Below are 26,290 nucleotides of genomic sequence, written 5' to 3'. Positions count from 1 at the left end.
CTACACTAGGAGATTATATGGATAATTTAAATTTTATAAACTTAAAAGAAAATGCTACACATGGAGACTTTATACTCCCCTTTTCAATTTATAAAGGTACACTTAGTCAAAGCTTTCCTTCAATTGCAACTCATTGGCATGAAGAAGTTGAAGTTATTATAGTTTTAGATGGAAGCTGTGATTATAGAGTTGATTTAAATTCATTTATTATAAATAAAGGTGATATTTTAATAGTTGGTCCACAAAAGATACATTCTTTCACATCTATTTTGGATAAAACTATGACTTGGGCCTCTTTTGTATTTAATATAAACATGCTTAAAAGTTCTGATACAGATGGTACCTTACTTAAATATATTGCTCCGTTATTAAATCATGAACATGAATTACCAATAATTATAAAGGATAATATTGAGTGTTATAAAAAAATATTTAATGTTATTGAAAATATAATATATTGTTATTATGAAAAAGATATAGCTTATGAGCTTGAGTTAAAATCCTTGCTTTTTAAATTTTTTTCATTACTCTATAAAAACAATTTAATAGAAAAACAAAAAAATAAAAATCCTATAACAATTAGTAATACTGATAAAATTAAATTAGCTTTAAACTATATAAATGAACATTATTCTGAAGATATTTCTATAAATACTTTATCTGAACTTTGTGAATATAGCGAATATCACTTTATGCGTTTTTTCAAAAAACATATTGGATTAACTTGTATACAGTATATTAATAATTTAAGACTTGAAAAATCATCTATTTTATTAACATCTACTAATAACCCAATAATGGATATTTCTTTAGAGGTTGGCTTTGATAATTTATCATATTTTAATAAGTTATTTAAAAGAAAATATAATTTAACACCTAAAGAGTTTAGAAATATAAATTGCCATATTAATAAATAATAAGATTAAAGAGTTGTATTAATACATAACATACATTAATACAACTCTTTATTATACTTTATTAATCTACTGATTTTAAAGATTCAACCATTTCTACTTTTTTAAGCTTATAGTACATAACCCAGTTTACTAATAATGAGAAAATTATAGTTAATCCAGTAGCCATAATAAAGCTCACACTATCTATTTGTCTTCCAAACATAACGTATTCCATTTCAACAGTTACCATTATAAATCTATGGAAGGCTACACCTAAAAGCAATCCTGCAAGGGTTCCTATAACTGTTAATAATATATTTTCCCTAAATATATATGCTGAAACTTCCTTATCATAAAATCCTAATACCTTAATTGTTGCTATTTCTCTTATACGTTCTGAAATATTAACATTTGTAAGATTATATAAAACTATAAATGATAATGCTCCTGCACATAATATCATTACTATTACTACTAAATCTAAAGATTTAATTGTATCTGAAAAACTTGTCTTTATAGAATTATTACTTACTATGCCTGCTATTCCCTCCATATTTATTAAATCATTTGATATCTGATCAGCTATATCCTCATTTACCAATTTAATAAATATACTATTTTCCTTAGCAGTTCTATTAAATATAGAATTATAATAATTAGAATCAATATAGATATAATGATTTATATAATGTTCAACTATTTCAATAACCTTTGCCTCTGCTTTATTATCATTATTATCTTTAATCTCTATTTCATCGCCAACTTTAATATTTAATAATTTTGCAAGTTTTTCTGTTATAGCAATTCCATTAGTAGGCAAATAAATCGTTTCTTTACTTTTTCTATCTTGTAAATGTTCAAATTCATCAAAGTTTTTTCCTTGATCCGTAACTATAAAGCTAACATCTTTAGTTACATCATTAAATATTGCTTCTCCACTCTCTGTTCTTATAAAAGTGAAGTCTTCTATATTTGTATTATTAGTTAAATAATCTGATACTGCCTTTTCTTGTTCTTTAGTTATATTTCCTTCTAAATTTGCAGATATCTCATATTTTGTTAGCTCTCCATATTGCTTATTTACAATAGTTTTTATAGAATCTTTTAAACCAAAACCTGTAAGTAGTAAAGCTGTACTTCCAGCAATCCCAATAACCGTCATTAAAAATCTCTTTTTATATCTAAAAATATTTCTTACAGTTACTTTTCCCGTAAAATTAAATCTATTCCATATAAAAGGTATTCTTTCTAATAAGATTCGTTTTCCTTCTTTTGGAGCTTTAGGTCTCATTAACATTGATGGTACTTCTATAAGTTCTATTCTACAAGCAGTATAAGCTGATATTGTAGTTACACCTATTGCTACTGCAAAAACTATTATCGCTAATGGAATATCTAATACATACTTCATCTTAGGAAGAATATACATTATTCCGTATGCTTCAAATATTATAGTTGGTAATATTGTAAATCCTAATGAAACTCCAACTATACATCCTATTAAACTTGCAAATAACGCATAAACAATAAATTTCTTAGCTATACTTCCTTTATCATATCCTAAGGCTTTTAGAGTTCCTATATTTACTCTCTGTTCATCTACCATCCTAGTCATTGTTGTTAAACAAACTAGTGCAGCTACTATAAAGAAAAATACTGGGAAAACATTTGATAACTTATCAATACTTTTAGCATTATTTTCATAATCCACATAAGAGTAATGTGATTTTCTATCTAAGACATAAAGCTCTGGCTTTTCAATTTTTGCGATTTCATTTTCAGCTTCTTTTATATCTTCTTCTGCTTTTGAAAGTTCTTCTGCTGCCTTTTTCTTATTTTCTTCTAGCTCTTTTTCACCTTCTGCTAACTGTTCTTTTCCATTTACAATTTCCTGAAGTGCTGCTTCAATTTGCGCATTTCCTTCTTTTTTAGAACTTTCTAAATCCTTCTTAGACTGATTAAGCTTATTTCTACCTTCTTGTATTTGAATTTTAGCTGAGTTTAAGTTATTTTCTTGAGTTTCTAATTCATTCTTTTTATTTTGAAGCTCTACTTTTCCAGCATTAAGCTTATCAGTACTTTCATTTATTATTACATCTAATGTAGTTATTTGGGTTTTAATACCAGCCTTATCTTCTTCAGTTAAATTCTCATCATTTAAACTTTCTTCTAAAGCTGATTTTTGACTTATTAAAGCATCTATATATTTTTGTGTATCAGTAATAGTCTTGTCTGCTTTTTCAAATTCCTGTTTAGCTATTACTTTAGCAGCATTAAATTTTTCTATACCCTGATTTAATTCATCTTCTTTTTGGTGTAATTCATTTTCTGCTACAATTAATTGCTCTTTAGCTGATTTTATTGTACTTTCCATTTCTGCTTTTTTATTATTAAGTTCTTGCTCACCTTCAGCAAGTTTTTTCTTTGAACTTTCGATTTCATTTTCCGCATCCGCTAACTTAGCTTCAACTTCACTTTTCTTTGTTTCATATTCTTTTTTTCCTTTAAGCAACTCTTCATTTGCTGCATTTTTAATTTCATTATATCTTCTATTTACTATAACATCTGACATATTTTCTATAGAATCTGAAACTTTATCTACTACATTAAAATATTTATCATCATAAGAATTTAACTCTTTAGTGTTTTTAACAGTTACATAAATATCAGTATATACTTCACTTTTAAAGTTATCTTCATTTACAAACATATATAGTTTTGCACTACCACTTCCAATACTGCTACTTCCTATATGATCACTTAAATAATACGGAGTTTCTACTATACCTACAACCTTATACTCATTAGTTTCAAGACTATCATTTATATTATTATTGGTACCTGAATTAACTGTAAGCTTATCTCCTATTTTTATATCTAAGCCTCCAAAATTCAATCTTCCAATAACACATTCTCCCTGCTTTTCTGGCATTCTTCCATCAATAATATTTAATCTATTTATATAATTATCATTATTATTATTTACATCCTCATTTGGAAGACTGTGCATTCTAATTACAAATTCATCTGAACCAAATTTTGATACGACATCTAAACTCTTTGCTGGCTCAACACCTTCAACTCCAGATATACTCTTTATATCTATTACATCCTCATCAGTTAATCCTAAAGTCGATATTAATCTTAAATCCATTAAGTTGTAATCATCATAATACTTATCTGCTGTTGCTTTCATATCAGTTGGTGCAACCTTAACACCTGTAAAAAGCATTACCCCTAATGCAATAATTGATGCAATTGAAAAGAATCTTCCCTTTGATTTATTTATATCTCTAAATATGTCTTTCCATAATGTATTTTTCATAATTACCATTCAATCCTTTCCACTGGAACTGGATTTTCATTTAAATTAATTTTTTGTATCTTACCATTTTTAACTTCAATAACCTTATCTCCCATAGGTGTTAAAGCTAAATTATGTGTAATTATTATTACTGTAACTCCTTCTTTTCTACAAGTATCTTGAAGTAATTTTAATATTGCTTTACCTGTATTATAATCTAATGCCCCTGTTGGTTCATCACATAGTAATAACTTAGGATTCTTTGCTATTGCCCTTGCTATTGCCACTCTCTGCTGTTCTCCACCTGATAGCTGAGATGGAAAGTTATTTTTTCTATCTTTTAATCCTACAGAATCTAAAACTTTATCAATATCTAATGGCTTTTTAGATATTTGTGTTGCTAATTCAACATTTTCCCTTGCAGTAAGATTTTGAACTAAATTATAAAATTGAAATACGAATCCTATATCATATCTTCTATATGTTATTAGATCTTTTTGAGAATAGTTACTTATCTCATTATTATCTACAATAACTTTTCCTGATGATACCGTATCCATTCCACCTAAAATATTTAAAATAGTACTTTTACCAGCACCACTTGCCCCAGCAATTATGACAAACTCTCCTTTATTTACAGAAAAATCAACGCCTCCTAAAGCATCAATTTCTACTTCACCCATCTTATATTTTTTCTTAACATCTCTAAACTCTATATATTTTTTCAACTATGTATCTCCTCCATTAGTGCCTCTTATATCTCATCAGTATACACTACTTAATTTATCCCTACAATAAATATAAAATTTTTTTAATCTTTGTTCATACATTATTTTAATTTTACATGTTTCGTTAACCTTGTTTATCATTTTTTGTCTAAGTAACGAACTTTTTAGCTTTGAATATAATAATTAGTATAATAAATATATAAGGAGCGGCATATGCATATTTTTGCGTCTATTTTATTAGCCTTTTCTGCAAGTTTAGACAGCTTAATAATTGGAATTGCTTATGGAATAAAGAAAATAAAGATTAAGTTTTCTATTAATATAATAATTGCATTAATTGTTACTTTAGGCACCTTCCTTTCAATGGTTTTAGGTGCTATTTTAAGCCAATTTATCCCAATATATATTTGTAACTATATTGGTGCAATTCTTTTAATTGTTATTGGTTTATTTATGACCCTTGATTTTTGTAAAGAACAAAGAAATTTAAAGAGAAGTAAACTAACTTCAGCTAAAGAAAATAATGATATTATTGAATCATTACATTATGATGATATATTAACTCATAATAAAACTGCTGATGCAGACGGTTCAGGTAATATTGAACTTAAGGAGGCTATTTCACTAGCATTAGCACTTAGCATAAATAATTTTGCTTTAGGACTTGGTGCAAGTATGTCTGGAATTAGTATTCCTCTTACTACACTTTTTACATTTTTATTTAGTATACTAATATTAATAGTAGGTCTTAAGATTGGTAACAGCTTCTTATCTGAAATTTTTGGCAAATATTCTGATTTAATATCAGCTATAATAATTATAGCTATGGGAATATTCCAGTTGCTATAAAAAAATATGCTCCTCATTTTAATCTACTTGAGGAGCATATTTATATTTATTCTGCTATTACTTTCTTAATAAGTCTTATAATGTAGCTAATAGTATAAAAATCTCTATCTATTTGAGATTTTATCTCATTAAATCCTTTAATTAATTCTTCTTCACTAAAGTTTTCATTAAGTATCATTAATGTTAAAGTATTAATATTACCATCTTTAGTATCAAAAATTCTAGAATCTTTAACAAATTTATTTTCCATTAAATTATTTAATGCTTCTTCTAATTCTGTGCTTATGCTTATTTCTGGCATACAATCAAATATTCTTACACCATTACCTTCTGAATTAAAATTTCTTGCTTTTTCTAATTTACACCCTAAAAATATAGTATTTTCAAATGTTGCATCTTTAAAATCTGCCCCATCTAAATTTGCTCCTTCAAAAATAGCATTTTTGAACTTTGCATTTTTAAACTTACTATTTTTTAAATTAGTTCCAATAAATTCAGTTCCTTCAAAAGTCCCTTTCATGAAACTACAAGTTTTAAAATGTGCTCCTCTAAAAGTTGCAAAATTAAAATTTGAATTTGAAAAATTACAATTATAACAGTTACTTCTTTTAAAGTTTTTGTACATAAAATTTTTGTCTTTTTTCTCTATATTATTGTAGTGAAAATTTTCACTTCCGCTCTTGTCTTTTGCCATATGTATCTCCTTTTGCACCTATGTTATCTTTTTATGTTATATATATTCTGAATAAAAGTCAAACATTATTTGCTTTTTCTACAATAATTATTCTTAGAATATTTATTTTTTTGTGAGTAATACTATAAAAGGTAATTATTACTTTAAATATAAATTGTGTAGGAGGTTATATCGATGAAAAAATTTATTTGTACAGTATGCGGTTATGTACATGAAGGAGATGCTCCACCAGAAGTATGTCCAATCTGTAAAGCTCCAGCTAGCAAATTCGAAGAAATGAGTGGCGAATTGCAATGGGCTGATGAACATAGAATAGGCATATGTGATGGCATAGATCCAGAAATTATTGAGGGATTAAGAGCTAACTTTAATGGTGAATGTACTGAAGTTGGTATGTACTTAGCTATGTCTCGTGTAGCTGATCGTGAAGGATATCCTGAAATAGCTGAAGCTTATAAGAGAATTGCTTATGAAGAAGCTGATCATGCTAGTAAATTTGCTGAAATTTTAGGTGAAGTAGTTACTGCAAGTAGTAAAGCTAATTTAAGTGCAAGAGTTGAAGCTGAATTTGGTGCATGTGATGGAAAGAAAAAACTTGCAACTTTAGCTAAACAACATAATTTAGATGCTATTCATGATACAGTTCATGAAATGTGTAAAGATGAAGCTAGACATGGAAGAGCCTTTAAGGGATTATTAGATAGATATTTTAGCTAATTCTATTTTTGAAAGGAGATTTATAAATGCAAAAAATTAATTGTGATGTAAATAATTGTTCTCATAATAAAGAAGGTGTATGTTATTCTAATCGTGTTGATATAGGTAACACATCTTGTACTGATAACGATACTTGTTGTGGGTCATTTTTAGATAGAAGACACTATAGCGATTTAACAAATAACACTAATAGTAGTGGTTCTTGTGACTGCTTAGTATGTAAAGCAACTGAATGTACACATAATGAAAATTGTAATTGTACTCTTTCATCTATAAATGTTTCAGGCTCTCGTGCTAACATATATACTGAAACTTGTTGTGAAAGTTATGAAAAATAATATTCATATATAAATTTTATGGCAAATAGATTTAATTTAAATCTATTTGCCATTTAATATGTACATTAAATTTCTTCAATTTTCTCTAATTCTAAAATTAAATTCTTAATTTCTATATTATTAGGATTTTCTCTTAAAACTTCTTTAAAATACTCAATTGCATCTTTATTTCTTTCTTGTCTCAATAATTCAAAAGCATATTCTTCAATTATTCTATTATCCTCTGGTTCTAATGCATTTGCTTTAACTAAATATTCTTCTACTACATCAAAATTATTAAGTTCCTTATTACAAATTGCTATTCCAAAATAATTTTCTCCATCATCTTCATTTATTTCTATTGCTTTATTGAAATATTCAATTGCTTCTTCGAACCTTTTATAATTAGCCTCATATACTCCTAAACCAGTGTATGATCTTCCACAGTTTTCATTAGCTTCTATAGATTCTATAAATGCTTCTTTAGCTATTTCTGGATTGTTTAAATTTACTAAATATGTCCATCCAATAATACATTTTAAATCTGATAACTGCTTATTATCACACTCAAAGTTTTCCATATAATCAACACACTTATTAATTGCATCTTCATATAAACTTTCTCTTATGTCAAGTTCAATTAAAAAAGTATTTGCTAAATATTGTTCTGGCTCTTCTTTTGTAACTCTTTCAAAACATCTTCTACTTTCTGCATAAAGTCCTAAATTAAGTAATGCTTCTCCTTTAACGTTATATCCATATACAAAGTAATCGCATCCTAACTCAAAGGCTAAATCTACAGCCGCTATTGCATCTTCATAAAAGCCTTGAACTAAATATCCATGAGCTGTATAAATTAAATATTCTGGATTTCCACTTTTTTTAAATCCATCACTACTATATTTTAGTGCTTCCTGGACATCATACACTAATATTTCGTTAAATATTTCTTCTATATTCTCCATTTTCTATCTTCCTTATCTAAAATATTTTATTATTATTCTTGCCATAAATTTATATAATTAACTTGTACCTTTAAAATTTATAGCATCAATATGAAACACACTACTCACTTCAGTTGTAGGTGTAAGTTCTGCTAACCAAATTAAAATTTGGAGCATCACTTAAAGCTATCTTTTAATACATTATACTAAAAGATAGCTCTGAAATATATAATTTAAATTTTAAAATCTGTAGTTTTATCGTATGTTTGAGATTTTAATAAATAACGTTTTAATATTTTAGAAGAAAATATTTTAAAGTTTAATTCATCCTTTATCTCAATTGTATATTCTCCTTTTATGATACAATCTTTTATTTCCTTTACAGTTGAACACTCTTTGTTTAATCTTGTATATATTCCACCTAATTGTAATGGAGTATGACTATCACTACCTGTTATAATATTAAGTCCTAACTCTTGAGATAAATTGATTACTTCATCTCTTGCTACACTCTCACCTTTTTTAAATATATCTTTTCCATTTAAGTCTAAGGCATCTAATCTTTTTAATAATTCATGAGGTTGATTACATAATTTATGTCCTCTTCTACAGGGATGTGCTCCAATCTTTAATAAATTAAAAATATCAGCTTGATCTAATAACTCTTCTAATTCTATTAAGTTATCTTTCTCTCTAAATTCCATTAATACATCATAGAGATTAATTATTCCATCTCTATCCCCAGTTAAAATTACATGGCCTTTATTTTTAATACTAACTTCCATTGCAGGAAACACTGATATATCATCAACAATATATCTATCTCCTTCATAAGTAAAATTTTTTTCTAAAAAATCATAAATATTAAGAAAATCTTTCGCATTAAAATGTTCACAAAGAATTATACCATTTAGACCATTACTTTTTGCAAAATATATTTCGTTCATAAAAAACTCTTTATTAAAATCTTTTCTTTTACTTAGTAATCCATGGACATGAAAATCCATATTCATCTATTTTTCACACCCTCAATTTATTCCTAATATTATTAAAGGCACTTTAAATACCTTATATTTATTAGTATATTAAGAGTACATCTTTTATGTTAATTGCAGAAAAAAATTTTTTTTAATATTTTACTTCTTTCATACAAAGCCCTTTTGCTGGAGCTTTTTCCGCTAAATCACTTCTATTTTTATCCTCTAGTAATTCTTTTACTTTTATAGGTTCTATTTCACCTTTTGCAACCTTTATTAATGTTCCACTTAAGATTCTAACCATATTTAATAAGAATCCATTACCATTATACTCAATTTTAATAATATTATTGCTTTCTGTTATATCTATGTAGTTTATAGTTCTTACTGTTGATTTCTTAGACTTATCTTTTACTCCACTAAAGCTCTTAAAATCATGAGTTCCTATTAAGTATTTACTTGCTTCTCTCATTTTTTCTATATTTAATTTTCCCTCAACATGATAAGCATATTTTTTTAAAAATACATTTGCAAACTTATTATTATCAATAGTGTATACATAAGTTTTAGATATTACATTTAATCTTGAATGAAATCTATCACTAACTTCTCTTAAAGCTGTTACTGAAATATCTTCTGGTAAAAACTCATGTAAATATTTAGACATTTCTGGAAGCTTTTTTTCACTATTAGTTTTAAAGTTTGCTGTATAATTATCAGCATGAACTCCAGTATCAGTTCTTCCACAACCAATAACTTGTATTTCTTCTCCTGTCATTTTAGATAATACTTTTTCAATTTTATCTTGTATAGTTGAAACACTAGTTCCTTTTATATTTTGTTTTTGCCATCCTTTATATCTTGATCCATCGTATTGTATTGTCATCCTTATATTTCTCATGATTCATCTCTCTTTTCTTATATATTTTTATCTATTTTTAAGTTTAAACCCTTCTTTATAACTAACAACTTTAACATTTAATGCAACTAATAATTTTTCTAAACTCTTAACTTGATTTATGTATTCAATTTTTCCAGATTTAAGTAAAACATTAATATTCTTAATAATATCTTGCTTTTCCTCTTCACCTAATCTTCTTTTTGTCTTAATAACAACTCTATTTATATACGTTAATGTTTCCCAAATTTGTTCATTAGTAATTTTGCTAAAATCATTTATCACCCTTGTATATCCAACTCTTCTATTATTAGGTGGGTAAGCTTCCTTAAAAAATTCTAAGAAATAGTTCATTTCTTTAGGATCCTTATTTTCAACATATTTTCCAATAGCACCTTTTAACTGGTTTTTTAAATACATAATAGTGTTAGCTTTTACTAGAGTATTCATCTCTTCTATACTCTTATAAATTATAGTGTATACTTCTTGAATCTTATCAGCATCTAAAGTTTCTTTAGCTAATGGTTTTATTATCTCTATAACTTCTAAAATACTTTTCTTAGAGTTTAACTCCTTCCCAAATACATTTTCCAAAATTTCTTTTGCATTTAGATTATTTAAATTAAGTTCTAAATTATTTTCTTCCATCCTTTGTTTCCTACCTTTATTTTAATATTTTATATTTATAAAATATTGATATGATGTTATTTAAAAGCTATCATATCAATATTAAAATTTAAATTAAAGAATGTCTATTTCTATTTAATAATTCTTCATTATATTCTTCATGTTTTTTAATTAATTTATCTATTGGCTTTCCTTTTAGCATATCTATAATCATTGGTGAAAGTACTGTTAAAGCATCTCTATATCCTAACTCTATATGCTGATTTAGTACACTTTGTCTTATATTCAATGTTCCAATACCATCTATTAACTCTAATTGTGTTGAAGGATATATTTCTATAATATTAGAATTTTCAAATCCCTCTCTATTTATTGGTTGCTTATAAGATAAATGTACAACTATTATAATATCACAATTATATTTTTTTAATGGCTCTATAGGTACATTATCTGCATTTTGAACCTTATATTGAGGGTTGTTAATTCCGCCATCTGCATACTTATAATTTTTTATTGTAATTGGCTTAAATAAATATGGTACCGCACAAGAGGCTATACATATATCTAAAGCTTCTTCATTGCTATAATCACTTAATTTAAAATATTCTGGCCTTTGTAAATCAATATTATAAGCACAAGCATAAAGTATTTTATTATTTTCTCTAATAATATCAAAATCTACATAATCTTTAATAAAACTTCTTATTCCACTTTGAGATAATAATCCTATATCATTTCTCTTAAATAGCTCTGCTATCTTTATTTCTTTCTCTCCACTTTTAGCTTTTTTTATAAACTGACTTATTTTTATATCTCTTACTCTATTTTCATTATTAATAAACCTAGAATAGCTAATATCAGACCAGCTTTTATCCATAACATTTCCATTATTCATAGAAAGCATTAATCCATTAATTGCTCCTATAGATACCCCTGATACTACATTTACTCTTCTTATTATATCAAGCTCCCAAAGAGCCTTAAATACACCAGCTTCATAAGCACCTTTAGCTCCTCCCCCAGCAAGAACTAATCCAATATTTAAATCAAATAAATTATGAATATCAATCATAAAGTCTCACGCCTTTCAATATTCAAAGAATTCATCAATCTTATAATAGCTCCTTATATAAATTTAATAAATTCTTATAAAATATTTTTTCAACCTCTTCATAAGTAAATTTATTTTTTAATAATGCTTCTGCTAATAATTGCATATATGATCCATCTACAAGCTCTAATGTGCTTGATATTCCATCAAAATCACTGCCTAATGCAATTGAATTTATACCACCAACATTTTTTATATGTTTTATATGCTTTACAATATCATCTATATAAGTAAATGTTGGTTCTTTATAAGGTGTTGGCTGAATAAAATTTGAACAAAAGTTTATTCCTGTTAATCCACCTCTCTCTGAAAGTTTTTTTATCATCTCATCACTTAAATTTCTTGCAACATTAGAAATACTTCTAGCATTACTATGACTTGCTACAAAAGGCTTCTTTGTATATTTTAGAACATCATAAAAACCACCATCTGATAAATGTGAAACATCTACTATTATACCCATATTCTCCATACTTTTAACTAACTCTATCCCAAACTTTGTTAATCCATTTTCACTATTCATAATACTTAAGTCTGGCTTTTCTAATACCTTCCCATTTTCATCCACCTTAAGTTTAATATTTGGATAACCTACTCCATTAGGATAATTCCATGTTAAAGTTATAAGTCTAACTCCTCTATCATAAACTTCTTTTAATCTCTCAATCTTACATTCTAATGCACCTGAATCTTCTATTGTTAATAAAGCTGCTATTTTACCATCTCTTTCACAATTTAATATATCCTTATAATTATAAACTGGCTCTATATATTCCTTATTTTTACTAAGTTCCTCATAATAAATATCTATCATTTCATTTAATGTCTTATAAGGATTTTTATATTTTTTAATATCTATAAACATTGCAAAATTTTGAAGAAAATAATCAGCCTTCTTCATTTTCTTTATATCAATATGAAGATTATTATCTTTTAAATTATAAACATTTCCTAAAAGTTTATTTTCATAAATAGCTCCAATTGTATCACAATGCATATCAGCAACTCTCATAAAAGTTACCCTCCTAAATATTTATTAACTTTAATTATATCACAAATGGAATAATAACAAAAAAGTGGCAAGCTAGGCCTGCCACTAATACTAAACTAACCATAAGGTATTATATTAATTTTTCAACTATTTCATAAGGTGCAGGAACTGTAAAAATTAAATCTTCATCTACTCTAACTTTACATTCTTCTTTACTTTCTTTAATTTTATCCATAGATAATCCACCAATATTAACTTCCTTTAATCTAGATGGAGCAACTTCAACTTTAAATAATGAATCCTTAATTCCTGTAATTTTTAAATCAGCTTCTCCAGTGCTATTTTTAACTTTTAAGCCAATTATGTTGTTACCTTTTATAGTCTTTTGTTCTGTTGGGAAATATTCTACATCAACTTCACCTGTTATAGTAATAAATCCACCGCTTAATTTTCTTTTAACTAATAAGTTTATATTATACTCATTAGAAAGTTCTTTTAATAATTTGCCTAATTTATATACTGTTAATTCGTGTATCATAATAATTGTTCCTTTTCTATAATTATATATATCTATTATACTACACAATTATTATATTATTGCAACCCATTTGTTTAGATATATCCTTTAGTTCTTGAATATATTCACTTTCTGGACTTTTTAAATGACTAAATCCTTTTCTTACACCATATCTTCTAAAAGAAATAATCTTATATCTAATGTTTGAATTATACTTACAAATTACTTTAGAAACTTCTCTTACTGTTTCTTCATTATTAAATATCTCAGGAACAACTACTGTTCTTACCTCATACAACTTATTAATAGACGCCAAAAACTCTAAATTATTTAATACATTTGAATTATTAAAGTTAATATACTTTTTATGGTTATTATTTTCAAAGCATTTTACATCTAACATAACTCCATCACAGAGCTCTAACAATTCCTTCATTTCACTAAAGTTTTTTGATCCATTGCTATCAATAAAACAAGTTAATCCTATCTCTTTTGCTTTAGCAAATAGTTCTATTATAAATTTTTCTTGTAATGTACATTCTCCACCTGATACTGTTATCCCTTGAATAAATGGTCTGTAATTTACTATTTCATTTATTACCTCATCTGCAGTAAGCCTTTGTATTTTAGGACTACTGCTATTTGGGCAGCTTTTAATACATTCATCACAATTACAGCATTTATCTTTATTCCATGTAACTAAACCATCTATAATATCTATAGCTTTTGTTGGACATTTAGCTTTACATAATCCACAATTACTACATATATTTATAGTTTCTGGATTATGACAATAAATACAATTAAAGTTACAGCCTTGAAGAAAAATTGCAGTTCTATTCCCTGGTCCATCAACTGAACTAAATGGTATTATCTTATTAATATAACCAACCATTATCTTACCATTCTTTCAAGAACTTTTCCGTTATTAACTTGACCTTGCCCTAGAACAACTGTATCTTGAAGAGTTGCTTCTCCTCTATTTAATTTTTCAATTTCACTTTTCTTAACTAAATATCCTGTTATTCTAATTACGTCAGCATCTGAAGAATAAAGAGAGAAATATCTCATACCTTCTTTAAATGCACCTTGAATTATATTTAAAATAAACTCTGGATTATTCATTGCATTTATTTCAAATGGGAATATATCTCCAACACCTGATGGAAAGTATTTATGGAATCTTGCAGTTTGTTTTAAATGTTTCCATAATTCTGGTTCTTCTCCTATTGGAATTCTTGAACCTGGACTAATATTTATATCATCTCCAATACCAACTTGTGCATGAAGTAATAATCTTTCATTTGTAACTTTACAATGCTTACTTTCAAAATTATTAATGAATTCCTCCATAAAGTCCATTATTCTAACACCTAGATCATCAGCAACTTGTGAATGTCCAAACTTTTCTTCTAAAGTTTCAGCCTTAAGTAATATATTTACACATTCAGCTAAACCCACTAATCCAAACATCGATGTAAATCTATTTTTATTAATAAAACCTTCTTTAACTAAGAAATTAGTTTGAAAGAAAGTACTTTCTTCTACTATGTATCTAATTCTTTCATTAATATATTCTGCCATACATCTCATTGCATGTGGAAGCTTGTTATCAAAGAAATCTTCTATACTATCTGCTGTTTCTGCAACCTTAGATAATCTCATTCTTACTAAAGTATGTGCTCCTCCCCCAACATGCAGTCCATTATAGCAACTTGCTATTCCATAGTTTCCTAAATCATTAGTAAACATTTTATCATTAGCAAAGCTTGGTTTTGCAGTAATTAAAGCTGTCTTAATTGCTTCTATTGCTAAATCATCAGGAGTTTCTTCATTATATTTTAAAGTAAGATTCGGAATTGCATTTTCTAGCTCTCTTTCAACTTCTAATATAATTTTAGCTGCCTTAGTTGGTTTTGGTCCTAAATTAGCATGGCAGAAAGAATCTGTTATAGTTCTATCTAATTGAGTTAAGAATAGTCTTATTGCAAGTTTTGCTTCTTCTTCATCTACTATAAAAGATTCTAATAAATAATCTATATTACCAATATAAACTGGCATTGATGTTATTGAAGGAACATGCTTGTACATAATTAATAAATTAGTTGTAGCTTCCCATATATTTGTTGCAGGAGACAGTTCTAAGAACTTACAGCCTTCCTTCATAAATTTTTCGTAATCAGGTAATATGTATCTAGGTCTATAAGGAACATTTCCTTCAAATAAATCACATATAATACCTTCTTCTCTTAGCTTTTCTGTAGCTTCAGATATATTTAATACCTTTACACTATTTTCTGCATATCTTGCTAATGATAATACCTTTTGCTCATATGTTAAGGTAACATCCTTAATTATCTTTTCTACTCCATTCATAGTATCACCTCATAAGTTATCTTTTGTATTCTTAGAGTATATCATAATAAATACTTATGTTCCATTATTACATTAATATAGATTATTAATGTAACTTTTATATTAACTTTTTTATTTAGCTTTTAAATTCTATAAATATATTTTATAATTATTTAGTGGTAAATATTATAATTTAAGGCAGGGATTGAATATGGATTTAAAAATTAGATTTGCAGAAATTAAAGATTTAGACAGTTGTGTTGAGTTAGACTTACATAAAAACATCGATACAATCAAAAATAAAATTTCTATGAAGGAAGTTATTGTTGCTGAAAGTAATAATGAAGTTATTGGTTGTTTAAAAATTGAATACATATGGACTCATCTTCCATTTATAAGCTATATAGTTATTAAAAATGACTTTAGAGCTTCTGGAATAGGAAAATCTATGTTAACGTTCTTAGAAGAATACTTAAGAAACAATGGACAAGATACTCTTCTAAGTTCAACAATGACTGATGCACTAAGACCTCAAAAATGGCATTTAAAAATGGGATTTGTTGAATGTGGTATGTTATGTGGAATTAATGATGATGGTGTTGGAGAGATATTCTTTAAAAAGATGCTTTGTGAAAATAAGTAATTATTTTCACAAATCTATGAGTTTATTTAAGAGCAACAATATTGTTGCTCTTTTGTGTTTATTTCAATAATAACAGGTGCCTTTTGAGTTTTACAAAATTCAATTTAATTTTCTATTTAATATTAATTAAAAAATCTAAGACAAATTGATAAACAATATTAATTTCACTAACTAATTCTGTATGATTTAAGTTCTTAAATATCTTATACTTAATATTATTTTTCTTAAGATTCTTCTTATTTTCTTCAATACTTTTTAAAACACTTGGATTATCATTGGTTCCTGAATAAATTGCAAGTTTACACTTAACATCATCAACTTCTACTCCAGGCCAATTTCTCCAAGCCTTCATTTGAGCTATATTAAGATTCAAATCTGTACTTTTTATCCAATCAATCTCTTCATTTGAAAGTTCATTTGTATTAAACATATTGTTTTTCTTCATTTTTTCGTAAGCTTCATACTTTTTTATCCACTCAGGGATAACAACTTTGAAAAACTCATCTCCAAATGTAGTTCCTGCACAAATACACCTATTGATTTTTTTATTATATTTAGAAAGCTGTAGCCCAATAGTTGCACCATAAGAATGACCAAAATAATTAAATTCTGAAAATCCTAACAATGTAATTAAAGTATCTATATCCTCTAATATTTTATTACAATCATAAAAATCAACTTCATATGATTTATCACTTTGCCCATTTCCCCTAATATCAATAGTTATAACAGTGAAAAAATCTTTCAATAAGTCTATCCAGCCTGTTTTTTCCCATAATTCCTTACGATTTCCCATTCCATGAACTAATAAAAGTGCCGGACCTTTTCCAAAAACTTTATATGAAATTTTCGAACCATCTTTAGAAAAATAATATGCCATAAATACCTCCTTTAGGTTTCCACATGGGAAGAGTTTAATTTATTTTAAACTTCCAACAATTTTACTTCCATGCATTTCAACACATTTTATATCTTTAGCAAGTTCTTTATAATTCTTATAAGTAACTCCACCACCAACTAAAATTGTTATTCTTTCTGAACTTTTTTCTACAAGCTCTTTTAATACATTCTTTCCATCTTCAGCACATGTTTTAGAACCTTTAGTCAATACTCTATTAATGCCCATTGAAATAAGTTGCTCTAAAGCTTCCATCTTATCATCTATTTCATCAAAAGCCATATGGAAGGTAATCTTTAATCCATTTGATAGCTCTACTAATTCTCTTGTTCTTTCAATATCAATAGTATTGTCCTTATTTAATATACCAAATACAACGGTTTCAACACCTATTTCTTTACAAAGCTTTATATCTTTTTTCATTATTTCAAATTCATCATTTGAATAAACAAAATCCCCACCTCTAGGTCTTATTATTACTGCAATAGGGATATTAATATTTTTCTTTGCTAAATGTATAGTTCCATAAGAAGGAGTTGTCCCACCTTCTCCTAAATTATCACATAACTCTATTCTATCTGCTCCTTGTATTTCTGCTCTTTTAGCCTCTTCATAACAACCAACACAAGCTTCTAATAAAATGCTCATAGTTTTCCCTCCATTACTCTTCTGTATTTAAAACACCACATGTATTTAATTCTTCTCTTAACTCTTTAATGTTCTTAAAGTGAATTCCCTTAATACCTTCTTTATTTGCACCCTGAACATTTTCAAGAACGTCATCAATAAAAATACACTCTTCTGCTTTTAAATCATAATCATTTAAAATTTTTATATAAATATCTCTTTCTGGCTTTAGTAGTTTCTCCTTAAATGAAACAACACCTCCATTAAACGTTTTAAAAATTTCATTATTTTTTGTAACATATTCAAAAGCCCTTGAATGGAAGTTAGATAAATAATATAATTTATATCCATTACTCTTAAGCTCATTTATAAGATCCACTGTATCCTTTAATGGATTTAACATAAGATACCAATCCTTGAATGCTATTTCAATAATCTCTTTATTATTTATATCTCTATTAACTATTCGTTCTATTGCCTCTTCTTCTGTTATAACACCCCTATCTAACATTGTCCATTCTTCACTTTTAAAAATACTTTCTAAAGCAATTTTCTCGGACTTTTCATCATTTAATTTATCCTTTAAATATGCTATAGGATTATACTCTAAAACTACATTTCCTAAATCAAAAATAATATTCTTATACATTTTATCACCTCAAACCTCTACTCTTCTCACATTTTTTATTATAGCATACAAACTATAAGTCTAATTAAAAATCTACTATGAACTTTTTATTATAAAAAAACTTAGATATATATAATATATCTAAGCTATTTTAAAACTTTTCATTTAATAATTTTACTTAAAAGTAAACAGATATTTTTCCTGGAAACTTACTTTTATTATATCATTAATTTTAAACTTCATTTTCTCTTTTGAAATAGTAAAATTAATTAAATTAACATTAGAAGAATTAACTTCTTTTATATATAAAGTATAATCAAAAGGATTTTCAACTATATTTTCAATAATCATATTAAAGACGTTCACACTTTCATCTTCTTTATCATTAAACAATTTAATGTTATGAGATCTTATAGCAATATATCTACTATCTACACTATCATCTAAAACTTTTAATTTTAAATTCCATTCTTCAGCTAATATGTAATCACTATTTAATCTTTTAGCCTTTGATATATTTTTGCATCCAGTAATTTTAGCTTCTGCCAAACTTAATGGTTTTTCAAACAAAATACTCTTTTCTCTGATTTCACTTGCTTTTCCACTATCAAAAACTATTATTTTATCACAAACTCTATAAGCTTCTGCTATATCATGAGTTACAAACACTACTGTTCCATCATAATCTTTCAATATTTCTACAAGCTCTCTTTCCATATTAGCTCTTAAGTGATTATCTAATGCTGAAAATGGTTCATCAAGAAGCAATATATCTGGCGATGTTATTAAAGCTCTTGCCAGAGCTACTCTTTGCTGTTGACCACCTGAAAGCTGCCAAGGATATCTATTTTCTAATCCTTCTAATCCAAATTTTTTAATATAATTAGCTGACAACTTATTTTTCTCTTCTTTACTTGTTTTATTTAATCCTATTTCAATATTATTTTTTATAGTCATATGAGGAAATAAAGCATAATTTTGAAATAAAAATCCTACTTTTCTATCTTTAGTCTTTATATTTATTTTATTTTCTGAATCAAAAAGGACTTTATCATTTATTATTATTTTACCTTTATCAGCCTTTTCAAGCCCTGCAATACATTTAAGTGTCATACTTTTACCTGAACCTGATGCCCCTAAAAACCCTATAATACCGCCTTTACTTTTCATTGAAACATCTAAATTAAAGGAAGATAACCCTTTTTTAATATCTATAAATAAACTCAATTTTATCTCCCCCTATTACCTATTAACTTTTGTTGAGTATCACACCAGTAATTTAATAAAAATATCATTATAAATGAAATTGCTACTATAATTAAAACCCAAAGCATAGCCTTATTCATATCTCCACTCTCAACAGCAAAGAATATTGCAACTGGCATAGTTTGAGTTCTTCCTGGTATATTTCCTGCTATCATTAATGTTGCCCCAAACTCTCCTAATGCTCTTGCAAAGCTTAGTACTAATCCACCAATTATTCCTGGCCATGCAAGCGGAATTGCAATTTTAAAAAATATTTTAGTTTCACTTAATCCTAGTGTTCTTGCAGCTGAAATCATATTTTTATCTATTTGTTCAAATGCAGAACGACACGTTCTATACATCATTGGAAATGCAACTACAGTTGCTGCTATAACTGTTGCACTCCAGCTAAATATAATATTTTTATTAAAACTCATGAAAATTTTTCCTACAAATCCATTCTTACCACAAATTAGTAATAAGAAAAATCCAATAACAGTAGGAGGTAATATTAGAGGAAGAGTGAAGATTCCATCAATGAATCCTCTACCTCTTCCTTTATAATTAGCCATTTTATAAGATATAAAAATCCCTATTATTGAAGTTATAATGATTGCAAGAAATGCTGTTTTAAGCGATATCCATAAAGGTGAAAAATCCATAACTTATAACCTTACCTTCTTTTTATTACTCTACAGACTTATCTTATAGCTATTGGTTGTAAAACTCTATAGAGTTAACAGCCTCACGCTCCTAGATAAAGAATTCTAATCTTCAATTGGAGCTTATACTCCACCTGAAACTAAGAATTCACTTTATATCCGTACTTTTCAAATATTTTTTGTGCTTCATCAGTAAATAAGAAATCTTCAAATTTCTTTGCTTCATCAATATTATTTGAAGTCTTTATTACTGATACTGGATAAGTAATTGGTGAATGATTATTAACTTCATCAACATTTTCTACGATAGATACACTATCACTGCTTAATGCATCACTTAAGTATACAAATCCTACATCTGCATTACCAGATGCAACCCACGCCAAAACTTCTTTAACATCTTTTGCAAAAACTAATTTATTTGAAATACTATCTTTTATTCCTGTATTTGTTAAAACTTCATCTGCATACTTACCTGCTGGTACACTTTCTGGCTCTCCAACAGCTATATGAGTAATTTTATCACTCTTTAAATCATTAAAGCTATTAATTTCAACTCCATTAGCTGCTACAAGTACTAAAGAATTTTCTACTAAATCTTTAGTTGTATCATCTAATAATAACCCACCATCTTTTAAAGCTTTCATTTGCTTTTGTCCTGCTGAAATGAATAAATCACAAGGTGCTCCTTGCTCTATTTGTTGTTGAAGAGATCCTGATGAACCATAATTTACAACTAAAGTAACATTTTCATTACTCTTTTTATATTCTGTTTCTAAGTCAGCCATTACTTCTTTTAAACTTGCTGCCGCTGAAATACTTAATTCTACTGGTTCCTTCTTTTCATTTGTCACATCATCATTACTTTTTGTAGTACATCCAACCATTAATAAGCTACAACATAATAACATTGATATCCATTTTGTCTTTTTTAACATTTCACACTCTCCCATCACTATATTTTAATCATGTTTTATTATTTTTTATCACGTTTTGTTATGTTTGATACAATAAAATATTATCATAATATACCTTTTATATCAATCTATTTAATTCAAATATAGAATTACTTTTCTTTTAATGTTAAAATTATCTTAATATTAAGGAGGGATACTATGAACTTAAAATCTTCTTTAACTCCATTAGAAGTTTCAGAGTTACTTAAAATAACTAAAAATACAGTATATGAACTTATTAAACGTGGTGAATTACCTAGTTATAAAATCGGCAAAAAAATTAGGATAGATATGCATGATGTTGAAGAATATATTAATAATCAAAAATCTAACTCTATATCATCTATTAATCGTAATATAAGTAATAATTCATTAAATAATAATATTTCAAATATTACTACTAATAATATCTCACTAAATAATCCAACTAATTCTGAAATAATTATTTCTGGTCAAGATATTTTATTAGATGTTTTAGCAAGATACATAGAAGAAATTTTACCTGACTACACTATCCTTCGTTCTTACAAGGGAAGTTATAACGGTTTATATGATTTATATAATAATAGAGTTTCTATAGCCTCCTGTCATCTTTGGGATGGTGATAATGATAGTTATAATTTTGATTATGTTAAAAGACTATTACCAGGTACTCCTTGTATTCTTGTAAATTTAGCATATAGATTACAAGGATTTTATGTTGCAAAAGGAAATCCCTTAAATATAAACTCATTTGAGGATTTAACTAATAAGAATATAAAATTTATTAACAGGGAAAAAGGTAGTGGTGTAAGGGTATTATTAGATGAAAAGCTTAGATTGCTTAATATTGATCCTAATTCTATAAATGGTTATTATAATGAAGAAAATTCTCACTTAGCTGTTGCAAGTACAGTGGGACGCGGTGATGCTAATGTAGGTCTGGGAAATAAAAAAGCTTCTATGCAAGTTGAAACTATAGATTTTATTCCACTTCAAACTGAAAGATATGATTTAATTATAAAGAAAAGTGATTTAAATAATCCTATTTATCAGAATATACTTTCTATATTATCCTCTGAAAAATTCAAAAATGAACTATACGGTATTGGAGGCTATGATTTAAAAGACCTTGGAAAAATCATGGCTACCACTTAAAGAAATTTAATTTATCAAAAAGAAATAATATATTTACAGAATTAATAAAGTTTTCTCTGTAATATATTATTTCTTTTTTATTTTTCTCTATATAAATATTTATACCTCTACTTTTTAAGTTTAGAAATATATTAATATGATTATAATTACAATTTGTGATGAAATGTGATTAATTTTTATAAAACTAACTTTAAAACAAAAATAAAATTTACCTTTTATATAACTCTCTCAATTCACCTGTAAATCCTATCCTATTTTCCTCTAAAGTCTTTAATCTAAAGAAACAACTTCCTTTTACATTTGAATTTCCCCTAGAATATCGTATTTGATTTATTACTTCCTTTTCATTAAGCCATGATTCACCATAAGTTGAATCATTTATTTTATACGCTGCATGACCAATATATAATTGAACATTAGTATTTTCAACTTGTTTAGCCCACCAGTCAACGAGAGTGGCATATGGCGCTGCACCATAATCAAATTGCCAATATATTTGAGGAATAATATAATCAATCCAGCCTTCTTGAATCCATTTCCTTGAATCTACATATACATCATCATAGCTGCTTAAACCACTTGTATTACTTCCCCCTAATGATTCTCCATTTCTCCATATTCCAAAAGGACTAACGCCAAACTTAACTTCTGTATTAGTTTCTTTAATCTTTTTATATAACTCACTTATAAAGCAATTCACATTATTTCTTCTCCATTCTTCCTTTGAATTAAATCCTTGACCATACTTTTCATATGTATTATCATCTGGAAATTCTATTCCGCCTGAAGGATATGGATAAAAATAATCATCTAATACAACACCATCAATATTATAATTTTTTACAACCTCTATAATTGTGTTTATTACATATTCTCTAACCTCTGGTATTCCAACATCAAGATAATGATAATTATTATATTTTACTATCCAATTCGAATTATTTTTTAGTGGTGATTCTTCTGGTAACTCATTTATATAATTATCCATATTAAAATTTGCCGAATTACTATCTATTCTAAAAGGGTTAAACCATGCTTGAAGTTCTAATCCTCTTTTATGAGCTTCATCAATAGCCAATTCAAGAGGATCATACCCTGGATTTTCTCCTAAAGCTCCCGTTAAATATTTTGACCATGGTGCATAATTAGATTTATAAAATGCATCTCCCATTGGCCTAACTTGAAAAAATATTGTATTCATATTTTGTTCTTCTATGAAATCAAATTTTTCTTTTAACATTTCTTGCTGAACTTTACTATTTTTATAGCTACTAATTTCAGGCCAATCTAAATTGCTTACTGTAGATAACCATACACCTCTCATTTCACCATCCTCTAAAAATTTATCAGCTATAATTTCTTCACCTTCACTTTCATTACTATCTATACTTTTATTATTATTTTTTGAGTTATCATTGATTTTATCTATCTTTATTTTTAGCACCACACCAGTAACTAGAAATATTGCTATAATCATTACTATAAACTGAATACACTTACTTCTCATTTGTCACCTCCTTTTACAATATTACTATTAATCTTTTACTAATATAACAAAAATTTGAAAAACTTAATGAAAAAAAGGTAATCTAGAAATAGATTACCTTTTAGCTATTATAAAGCTTTTAATGCAACTGCATTTAAAATGCTCCATGGTTTATTAAAGTGTGGTTGGAAGAAGAAATCTGTCATTGCTAATTCTTCTATTGTCATTTCATTTTGAATAACTACTGATAAAGTATTCATAAATTGAGTTAAATCTATATCAGAAACTATTTGTCCTCCAATTACTCTTCTAGTATCTTTATCAAATACTATCTTAACAGTAGCTGGCACATAAGTTGGCATAAATTCTGGTCTGTAGTTATCAGTTAATGATACTGATCCAACATTCATTTTAGTAGTAGCCTTTGCAACATCTTCAGTTAATCCTGTTGAAGCTATACACTTTTCATAAATCTTAATTCCTGAAGTACCTTGAGTTCCCATGTACTTAAGAGTTGGTTTTACTATATTTCTAGCTACTAAAGTACCCATTCTTACTGCATTTGTTGCAAGTGGAATATATCTTGTATCGTGAGCTGGATTATAAGTTACTACACAACAATCCCCAGCAGCAAATACGTCTTCTTTACTAGTTCTCATGTATTCATCTATTATTATAGCTCCATTTGGTAGTGTATCTAATTTACCTTGAACAAGTTTAGTACTTGGAGCAAATCCAATACATAATACAACTAAATCTCCTTCATAGCTTCCATTATTAGTAACAACCTTTGTTACTTTTCCATTTTCACCTTCAAACTTAGAAACTTTTTCACCTAAAACTAAGTTTACGCCTCTATCAGCAAACTCTTTTTCAGCTATATCTGTGAATTCTTTATCAAGATATTTCGCCATAATTCTTTCTTCTGCATCTATTAATGTAACTTTCTTACCTTGCATTTCAAATGCTTCTACAAGTTCAACACCAATGTATCCAGCTCCAATTATAACTACATTTTTAGCCTCTTTAGATTTTTCTATTATTTCAATTGCATGGTCATGATTCTTACATAATAAAATATTTTCTAGGTCTCCACCTTCAAACTTTGGAACTATTGGCCATGACCCTAATGTTAAAACTAATTTATCATAGTTATCTTCAAACTCTTCATTTGTTAAAAGATTTTTAACTTTTAAAGTTTTATTATCAAAATCTATATCTAAAACTTCATGTTTCATATTAGTTACTACACCCATTTTAGCAAGGTTTTCTGGTGAGTTATAGAAAAGATTTTTAGTTTCCTTGATTACTCCTCCAACATTTAAAGCTATTCCACATGATAAGAATGATAGATTATCATTTTTTTCATATATTGTAATTTCACTTTCTGGGTGAAGTTCCTTTAAATTAACTACTGCAGCTGTTCCTGCATGTGTACATCCAACTACTACTATTTTCATTACAAATTCCTCCTAAAAGAACATAGATATTTTATTTATTAATATCAGTTTTTAATTAATAATTGTTTTCCTTAATTAAATCATACTACTTCGCTCAGGAATAGTAAAGAGTTTTTTTGATTTTTTTGTATATTTTTTAACAATGATATGAAAATAAATATTTTTTTAATATATTGCTTAATTTATTCTTTGTTTTTTCACAATTTATATTCTTTAATATTTATAGAATTATTTTCTATTTACTAATATTTCATCATATTTTTCTTATTTAATATCGTTTTCATTAATTTTAAACAAACTTTTTGCATAAAAATGGTTATTTTAAATTATTTCTTTCATAGTATATTATTAGATTTTTATTTAAGGAGGATGTAACTTATGGGTAAAAGTGCATGGGAATATACACTTGAAATTATTTCACTCGCTACAGATATAGATAATTTAAATAATAAACTAAGTAAAACTAATAACTCTTCAGAAAGGGAACGACTTTCTTCTAAAATTGATACTTTGGAAAGTAGATTATTTGAAGTAAAAGATAAGTTGAAAAAGGTAACTATAATTTAAGTGTATCAAATAAAAATTTTATTAATTAATACATTAAAAAGGTATGATTCCTAAAA

General features: G+C 26.8%; 27 protein-coding genes. 7 read left to right on the top strand and 20 right to left on the bottom strand.

Annotated elements, in window-relative coordinates:
- Positions 1 to 17: 17 nt before the first annotated feature.
- Positions 18 to 917 carry an AraC family transcriptional regulator gene (locus tag I4V51_RS07290; RefSeq protein ID WP_195987663.1) on the top strand — a complete coding sequence of 300 codons (900 nt, stop codon included), beginning with the start codon at positions 18 to 20 and terminating at the stop codon, positions 915 to 917.
- Between the two features lie 61 nt (positions 918 to 978).
- Here the strand turns inward: I4V51_RS07290 and I4V51_RS07285 are convergent, their stop codons facing one another.
- Complete coding sequence (locus I4V51_RS07285) at positions 979 to 4,221, bottom strand: ABC transporter permease (protein ID WP_207745916.1); 3,243 nt, start codon at positions 4,219 to 4,221, stop codon at positions 979 to 981.
- Between the two features lie 2 nt (positions 4,222 to 4,223).
- The gene (locus I4V51_RS07280) at positions 4,224 to 4,928 is read right to left on the bottom strand and encodes an ABC transporter ATP-binding protein (RefSeq protein WP_279325444.1); all 705 of its coding nucleotides are present in this window, start codon (positions 4,926 to 4,928) and stop codon (positions 4,224 to 4,226) included.
- Positions 4,929 to 5,141: 213 nt separating this feature from the next.
- Between I4V51_RS07280 and ytaF the strand changes: the two genes are divergently transcribed.
- Positions 5,142 to 5,777, top strand: a complete 636-nt coding sequence (gene ytaF / locus I4V51_RS07275) for a sporulation membrane protein YtaF (protein WP_195987661.1) — start codon at positions 5,142 to 5,144, stop codon at positions 5,775 to 5,777.
- 46 nt (positions 5,778 to 5,823) lie between these two features.
- On the opposite strand, the gene I4V51_RS07270 is transcribed toward ytaF, so the two are convergent.
- A complete protein-coding gene (locus tag I4V51_RS07270; protein ID WP_195987660.1) occupies positions 5,824 to 6,471 on the bottom strand; it encodes a pentapeptide repeat-containing protein in 648 nt (215 codons plus the stop codon).
- A 174-nt stretch (positions 6,472 to 6,645) separates the two neighbouring features.
- Between I4V51_RS07270 and I4V51_RS07265 the strand changes: the two genes are divergently transcribed.
- Both I4V51_RS07265 and I4V51_RS07260 read left to right on the top strand, forming a co-directional pair.
- Positions 6,646 to 7,188 carry an NADH peroxidase gene (locus tag I4V51_RS07265; RefSeq protein ID WP_195987659.1) on the top strand — a complete coding sequence of 181 codons (543 nt, stop codon included), beginning with the start codon at positions 6,646 to 6,648 and terminating at the stop codon, positions 7,186 to 7,188.
- Positions 7,189 to 7,214: 26 nt separating this feature from the next.
- Positions 7,215 to 7,526 carry a DUF1540 domain-containing protein gene (locus I4V51_RS07260; RefSeq protein ID WP_195987658.1) on the top strand — a complete coding sequence of 104 codons (312 nt, stop codon included), beginning with the start codon at positions 7,215 to 7,217 and terminating at the stop codon, positions 7,524 to 7,526.
- Positions 7,527 to 7,591: 65 nt separating this feature from the next.
- Here I4V51_RS07260 and I4V51_RS07255 read toward each other — a convergent pair whose 3' ends face one another.
- The 9 genes from I4V51_RS07255 to I4V51_RS07215 form a co-directional block, all read right to left on the bottom strand.
- Positions 7,592 to 8,470, bottom strand: a complete 879-nt coding sequence (locus I4V51_RS07255; RefSeq protein WP_195987657.1) for a tetratricopeptide repeat protein — start codon at positions 8,468 to 8,470, stop codon at positions 7,592 to 7,594.
- A gap of 212 nt (positions 8,471 to 8,682) precedes the next feature.
- The gene (locus tag I4V51_RS07250; protein ID WP_195987656.1) at positions 8,683 to 9,462 is read right to left on the bottom strand and encodes a PHP-associated domain-containing protein; all 780 of its coding nucleotides are present in this window, start codon (positions 9,460 to 9,462) and stop codon (positions 8,683 to 8,685) included.
- Between the two features lie 115 nt (positions 9,463 to 9,577).
- Entirely contained in the window at positions 9,578 to 10,327 is a 750-nt protein-coding gene (gene truA / locus I4V51_RS07245) for a tRNA pseudouridine(38-40) synthase TruA (RefSeq protein WP_195987655.1), read from the bottom strand.
- Between the two features lie 27 nt (positions 10,328 to 10,354).
- The gene (locus tag I4V51_RS07240; RefSeq protein ID WP_195987654.1) at positions 10,355 to 10,972 is read right to left on the bottom strand and encodes a hypothetical protein; all 618 of its coding nucleotides are present in this window, start codon (positions 10,970 to 10,972) and stop codon (positions 10,355 to 10,357) included.
- Between the two features lie 88 nt (positions 10,973 to 11,060).
- Positions 11,061 to 12,023, bottom strand: coding sequence for a patatin-like phospholipase family protein (locus tag I4V51_RS07235; protein WP_195987653.1), 963 nt, complete (start codon positions 12,021 to 12,023; stop codon positions 11,061 to 11,063).
- A 40-nt stretch (positions 12,024 to 12,063) separates the two neighbouring features.
- Positions 12,064 to 13,074: a dipeptidase gene (locus I4V51_RS07230; protein ID WP_195987652.1), complete on the bottom strand. Its 1,011-nt coding sequence runs from the start codon at positions 13,072 to 13,074 to the stop codon at positions 12,064 to 12,066.
- A gap of 109 nt (positions 13,075 to 13,183) precedes the next feature.
- Positions 13,184 to 13,591 carry a UDP-N-acetylglucosamine pyrophosphorylase gene (locus tag I4V51_RS07225; protein WP_195987651.1) on the bottom strand — a complete coding sequence of 136 codons (408 nt, stop codon included), beginning with the start codon at positions 13,589 to 13,591 and terminating at the stop codon, positions 13,184 to 13,186.
- Between the two features lie 40 nt (positions 13,592 to 13,631).
- Positions 13,632 to 14,468, bottom strand: a complete 837-nt coding sequence (locus tag I4V51_RS07220; protein WP_195987673.1) for a YjjW family glycine radical enzyme activase — start codon at positions 14,466 to 14,468, stop codon at positions 13,632 to 13,634.
- Positions 14,465 to 15,946, bottom strand: a complete 1,482-nt coding sequence (locus I4V51_RS07215) for a YjjI family glycine radical enzyme (RefSeq protein ID WP_195987650.1) — start codon at positions 15,944 to 15,946, stop codon at positions 14,465 to 14,467. Before I4V51_RS07215 ends, I4V51_RS07220 begins: the two co-directional genes overlap by 4 nt.
- 190 nt (positions 15,947 to 16,136) lie before the next feature.
- On the opposite strand from I4V51_RS07215, the gene I4V51_RS07210 reads away from it, so the two are divergent.
- A complete protein-coding gene (locus I4V51_RS07210) occupies positions 16,137 to 16,568 on the top strand; it encodes a GNAT family N-acetyltransferase (protein WP_195987649.1) in 432 nt (143 codons plus the stop codon).
- A gap of 112 nt (positions 16,569 to 16,680) precedes the next feature.
- Here I4V51_RS07210 and I4V51_RS07205 read toward each other — a convergent pair whose 3' ends face one another.
- The 6 genes from I4V51_RS07205 to modA all read right to left on the bottom strand — a co-directional run bounded on the left by I4V51_RS07205 (position 16,681) and on the right by modA (position 21,566).
- Entirely contained in the window at positions 16,681 to 17,448 is a 768-nt protein-coding gene (locus I4V51_RS07205) for an alpha/beta fold hydrolase (RefSeq protein WP_195987648.1), read from the bottom strand.
- 39 nt (positions 17,449 to 17,487) lie between these two features.
- Positions 17,488 to 18,114: a copper homeostasis protein CutC gene (locus tag I4V51_RS07200; RefSeq protein ID WP_195987647.1), complete on the bottom strand. Its 627-nt coding sequence runs from the start codon at positions 18,112 to 18,114 to the stop codon at positions 17,488 to 17,490.
- Positions 18,115 to 18,127: 13 nt separating this feature from the next.
- Positions 18,128 to 18,742 carry an HAD family phosphatase gene (locus I4V51_RS07195; RefSeq protein WP_195987646.1) on the bottom strand — a complete coding sequence of 205 codons (615 nt, stop codon included), beginning with the start codon at positions 18,740 to 18,742 and terminating at the stop codon, positions 18,128 to 18,130.
- A 153-nt stretch (positions 18,743 to 18,895) separates the two neighbouring features.
- Positions 18,896 to 19,948, bottom strand: a complete 1,053-nt coding sequence (locus tag I4V51_RS07190) for an ATP-binding cassette domain-containing protein (RefSeq protein ID WP_195987645.1) — start codon at positions 19,946 to 19,948, stop codon at positions 18,896 to 18,898.
- Positions 19,949 to 19,950: 2 nt separating this feature from the next.
- Positions 19,951 to 20,628, bottom strand: a complete 678-nt coding sequence (modB, locus tag I4V51_RS07185) for a molybdate ABC transporter permease subunit (RefSeq protein ID WP_195987644.1) — start codon at positions 20,626 to 20,628, stop codon at positions 19,951 to 19,953.
- 140 nt (positions 20,629 to 20,768) lie between these two features.
- A complete protein-coding gene (modA, locus tag I4V51_RS07180; RefSeq protein WP_195987643.1) occupies positions 20,769 to 21,566 on the bottom strand; it encodes a molybdate ABC transporter substrate-binding protein in 798 nt (265 codons plus the stop codon).
- Between the two features lie 177 nt (positions 21,567 to 21,743).
- Here modA and I4V51_RS07175 point away from each other — a divergent pair, with 177 nt between their 5' ends.
- Complete coding sequence (locus tag I4V51_RS07175; RefSeq protein ID WP_195987642.1) at positions 21,744 to 22,721, top strand: helix-turn-helix transcriptional regulator; 978 nt, start codon at positions 21,744 to 21,746, stop codon at positions 22,719 to 22,721.
- A 208-nt stretch (positions 22,722 to 22,929) separates the two neighbouring features.
- Here the strand turns inward: I4V51_RS07175 and I4V51_RS07170 are convergent, their stop codons facing one another.
- Together I4V51_RS07170 and I4V51_RS07165 are read right to left on the bottom strand one after the other, a co-directional pair.
- Positions 22,930 to 24,228: a family 10 glycosylhydrolase gene (locus I4V51_RS07170; RefSeq protein ID WP_195987641.1), complete on the bottom strand. Its 1,299-nt coding sequence runs from the start codon at positions 24,226 to 24,228 to the stop codon at positions 22,930 to 22,932.
- A 107-nt stretch (positions 24,229 to 24,335) separates the two neighbouring features.
- On the bottom strand, positions 24,336 to 25,667 hold the full coding sequence (locus I4V51_RS07165; protein WP_195987640.1) for an FAD-dependent oxidoreductase: 1,332 nt from the start codon (positions 25,665 to 25,667) through the stop codon (positions 24,336 to 24,338).
- Positions 25,668 to 26,045: 378 nt separating this feature from the next.
- Here I4V51_RS07165 and I4V51_RS07160 point away from each other — a divergent pair, with 378 nt between their 5' ends.
- Positions 26,046 to 26,234 (top strand): hypothetical protein, encoded by a 189-nt coding sequence (locus I4V51_RS07160; protein WP_195987639.1) that lies wholly within the window; start codon positions 26,046 to 26,048, stop codon positions 26,232 to 26,234.
- The last annotated feature ends 56 nt before the right edge of the window (positions 26,235 to 26,290 follow it).

This window comes from Clostridium sp. D53t1_180928_C8, from assembly GCF_015667795.1.
GTDB lineage: Bacteria > Bacillota > Clostridia > Clostridiales > Clostridiaceae > Clostridium.
Note: the sequence above shows the minus strand (reverse complement) of the source record. Positions and strands in the feature narration are given on the sequence as shown.

Bases quoted from the DNA above. Each gene is read 5' to 3' on its own strand.
- I4V51_RS07230 (WP_195987652.1), bottom strand. From the start codon at position 13,074: ATGAGAGTTGCTGATATGCATTGTGATACAATTGGAGCTATTTATGAA.
- I4V51_RS07250 (WP_195987656.1), bottom strand. From the start codon at position 9,462: ATGAATATGGATTTTCATGTCCATGGATTACTAAGTAAAAGAAAAGAT.
- I4V51_RS07265 (WP_195987659.1), top strand. From the start codon at position 6,646: ATGAAAAAATTTATTTGTACAGTATGCGGTTATGTACATGAAGGAGAT.
- I4V51_RS07160 (WP_195987639.1), top strand. From the start codon at position 26,046: ATGGGTAAAAGTGCATGGGAATATACACTTGAAATTATTTCACTCGCT.
- I4V51_RS07195 (WP_195987646.1), bottom strand. From the start codon at position 18,742: ATGTATAAGAATATTATTTTTGATTTAGGAAATGTAGTTTTAGAGTAT.
- I4V51_RS07255 (WP_195987657.1), bottom strand. From the start codon at position 8,470: ATGGAGAATATAGAAGAAATATTTAACGAAATATTAGTGTATGATGTC.
- I4V51_RS07240 (WP_195987654.1), bottom strand. From the start codon at position 10,972: ATGGAAGAAAATAATTTAGAACTTAATTTAAATAATCTAAATGCAAAA.
- I4V51_RS07235 (WP_195987653.1), bottom strand. From the start codon at position 12,023: ATGATTGATATTCATAATTTATTTGATTTAAATATTGGATTAGTTCTT.
- I4V51_RS07175 (WP_195987642.1), top strand. From the start codon at position 21,744: ATGAACTTAAAATCTTCTTTAACTCCATTAGAAGTTTCAGAGTTACTT.
- modB (WP_195987644.1), bottom strand. From the start codon at position 20,628: ATGGATTTTTCACCTTTATGGATATCGCTTAAAACAGCATTTCTTGCA.
- I4V51_RS07205 (WP_195987648.1), bottom strand. From the start codon at position 17,448: ATGGCATATTATTTTTCTAAAGATGGTTCGAAAATTTCATATAAAGTT.
- truA (WP_195987655.1), bottom strand. From the start codon at position 10,327: ATGAGAAATATAAGGATGACAATACAATACGATGGATCAAGATATAAA.
- I4V51_RS07270 (WP_195987660.1), bottom strand. From the start codon at position 6,471: ATGGCAAAAGACAAGAGCGGAAGTGAAAATTTTCACTACAATAATATA.
- I4V51_RS07285 (WP_207745916.1), bottom strand. From the start codon at position 4,221: ATGAAAAATACATTATGGAAAGACATATTTAGAGATATAAATAAATCA.
- I4V51_RS07165 (WP_195987640.1), bottom strand. From the start codon at position 25,667: ATGAAAATAGTAGTAGTTGGATGTACACATGCAGGAACAGCTGCAGTA.
- I4V51_RS07290 (WP_195987663.1), top strand. From the start codon at position 18: ATGGATAATTTAAATTTTATAAACTTAAAAGAAAATGCTACACATGGA.
- ytaF (WP_195987661.1), top strand. From the start codon at position 5,142: ATGCATATTTTTGCGTCTATTTTATTAGCCTTTTCTGCAAGTTTAGAC.
- I4V51_RS07260 (WP_195987658.1), top strand. From the start codon at position 7,215: ATGCAAAAAATTAATTGTGATGTAAATAATTGTTCTCATAATAAAGAA.
- I4V51_RS07200 (WP_195987647.1), bottom strand. From the start codon at position 18,114: ATGAGCATTTTATTAGAAGCTTGTGTTGGTTGTTATGAAGAGGCTAAA.
- I4V51_RS07170 (WP_195987641.1), bottom strand. From the start codon at position 24,228: ATGAGAAGTAAGTGTATTCAGTTTATAGTAATGATTATAGCAATATTT.
- modA (WP_195987643.1), bottom strand. From the start codon at position 21,566: ATGTTAAAAAAGACAAAATGGATATCAATGTTATTATGTTGTAGCTTA.
- I4V51_RS07210 (WP_195987649.1), top strand. From the start codon at position 16,137: ATGGATTTAAAAATTAGATTTGCAGAAATTAAAGATTTAGACAGTTGT.
- I4V51_RS07215 (WP_195987650.1), bottom strand. From the start codon at position 15,946: ATGAATGGAGTAGAAAAGATAATTAAGGATGTTACCTTAACATATGAG.
- I4V51_RS07225 (WP_195987651.1), bottom strand. From the start codon at position 13,591: ATGATACACGAATTAACAGTATATAAATTAGGCAAATTATTAAAAGAA.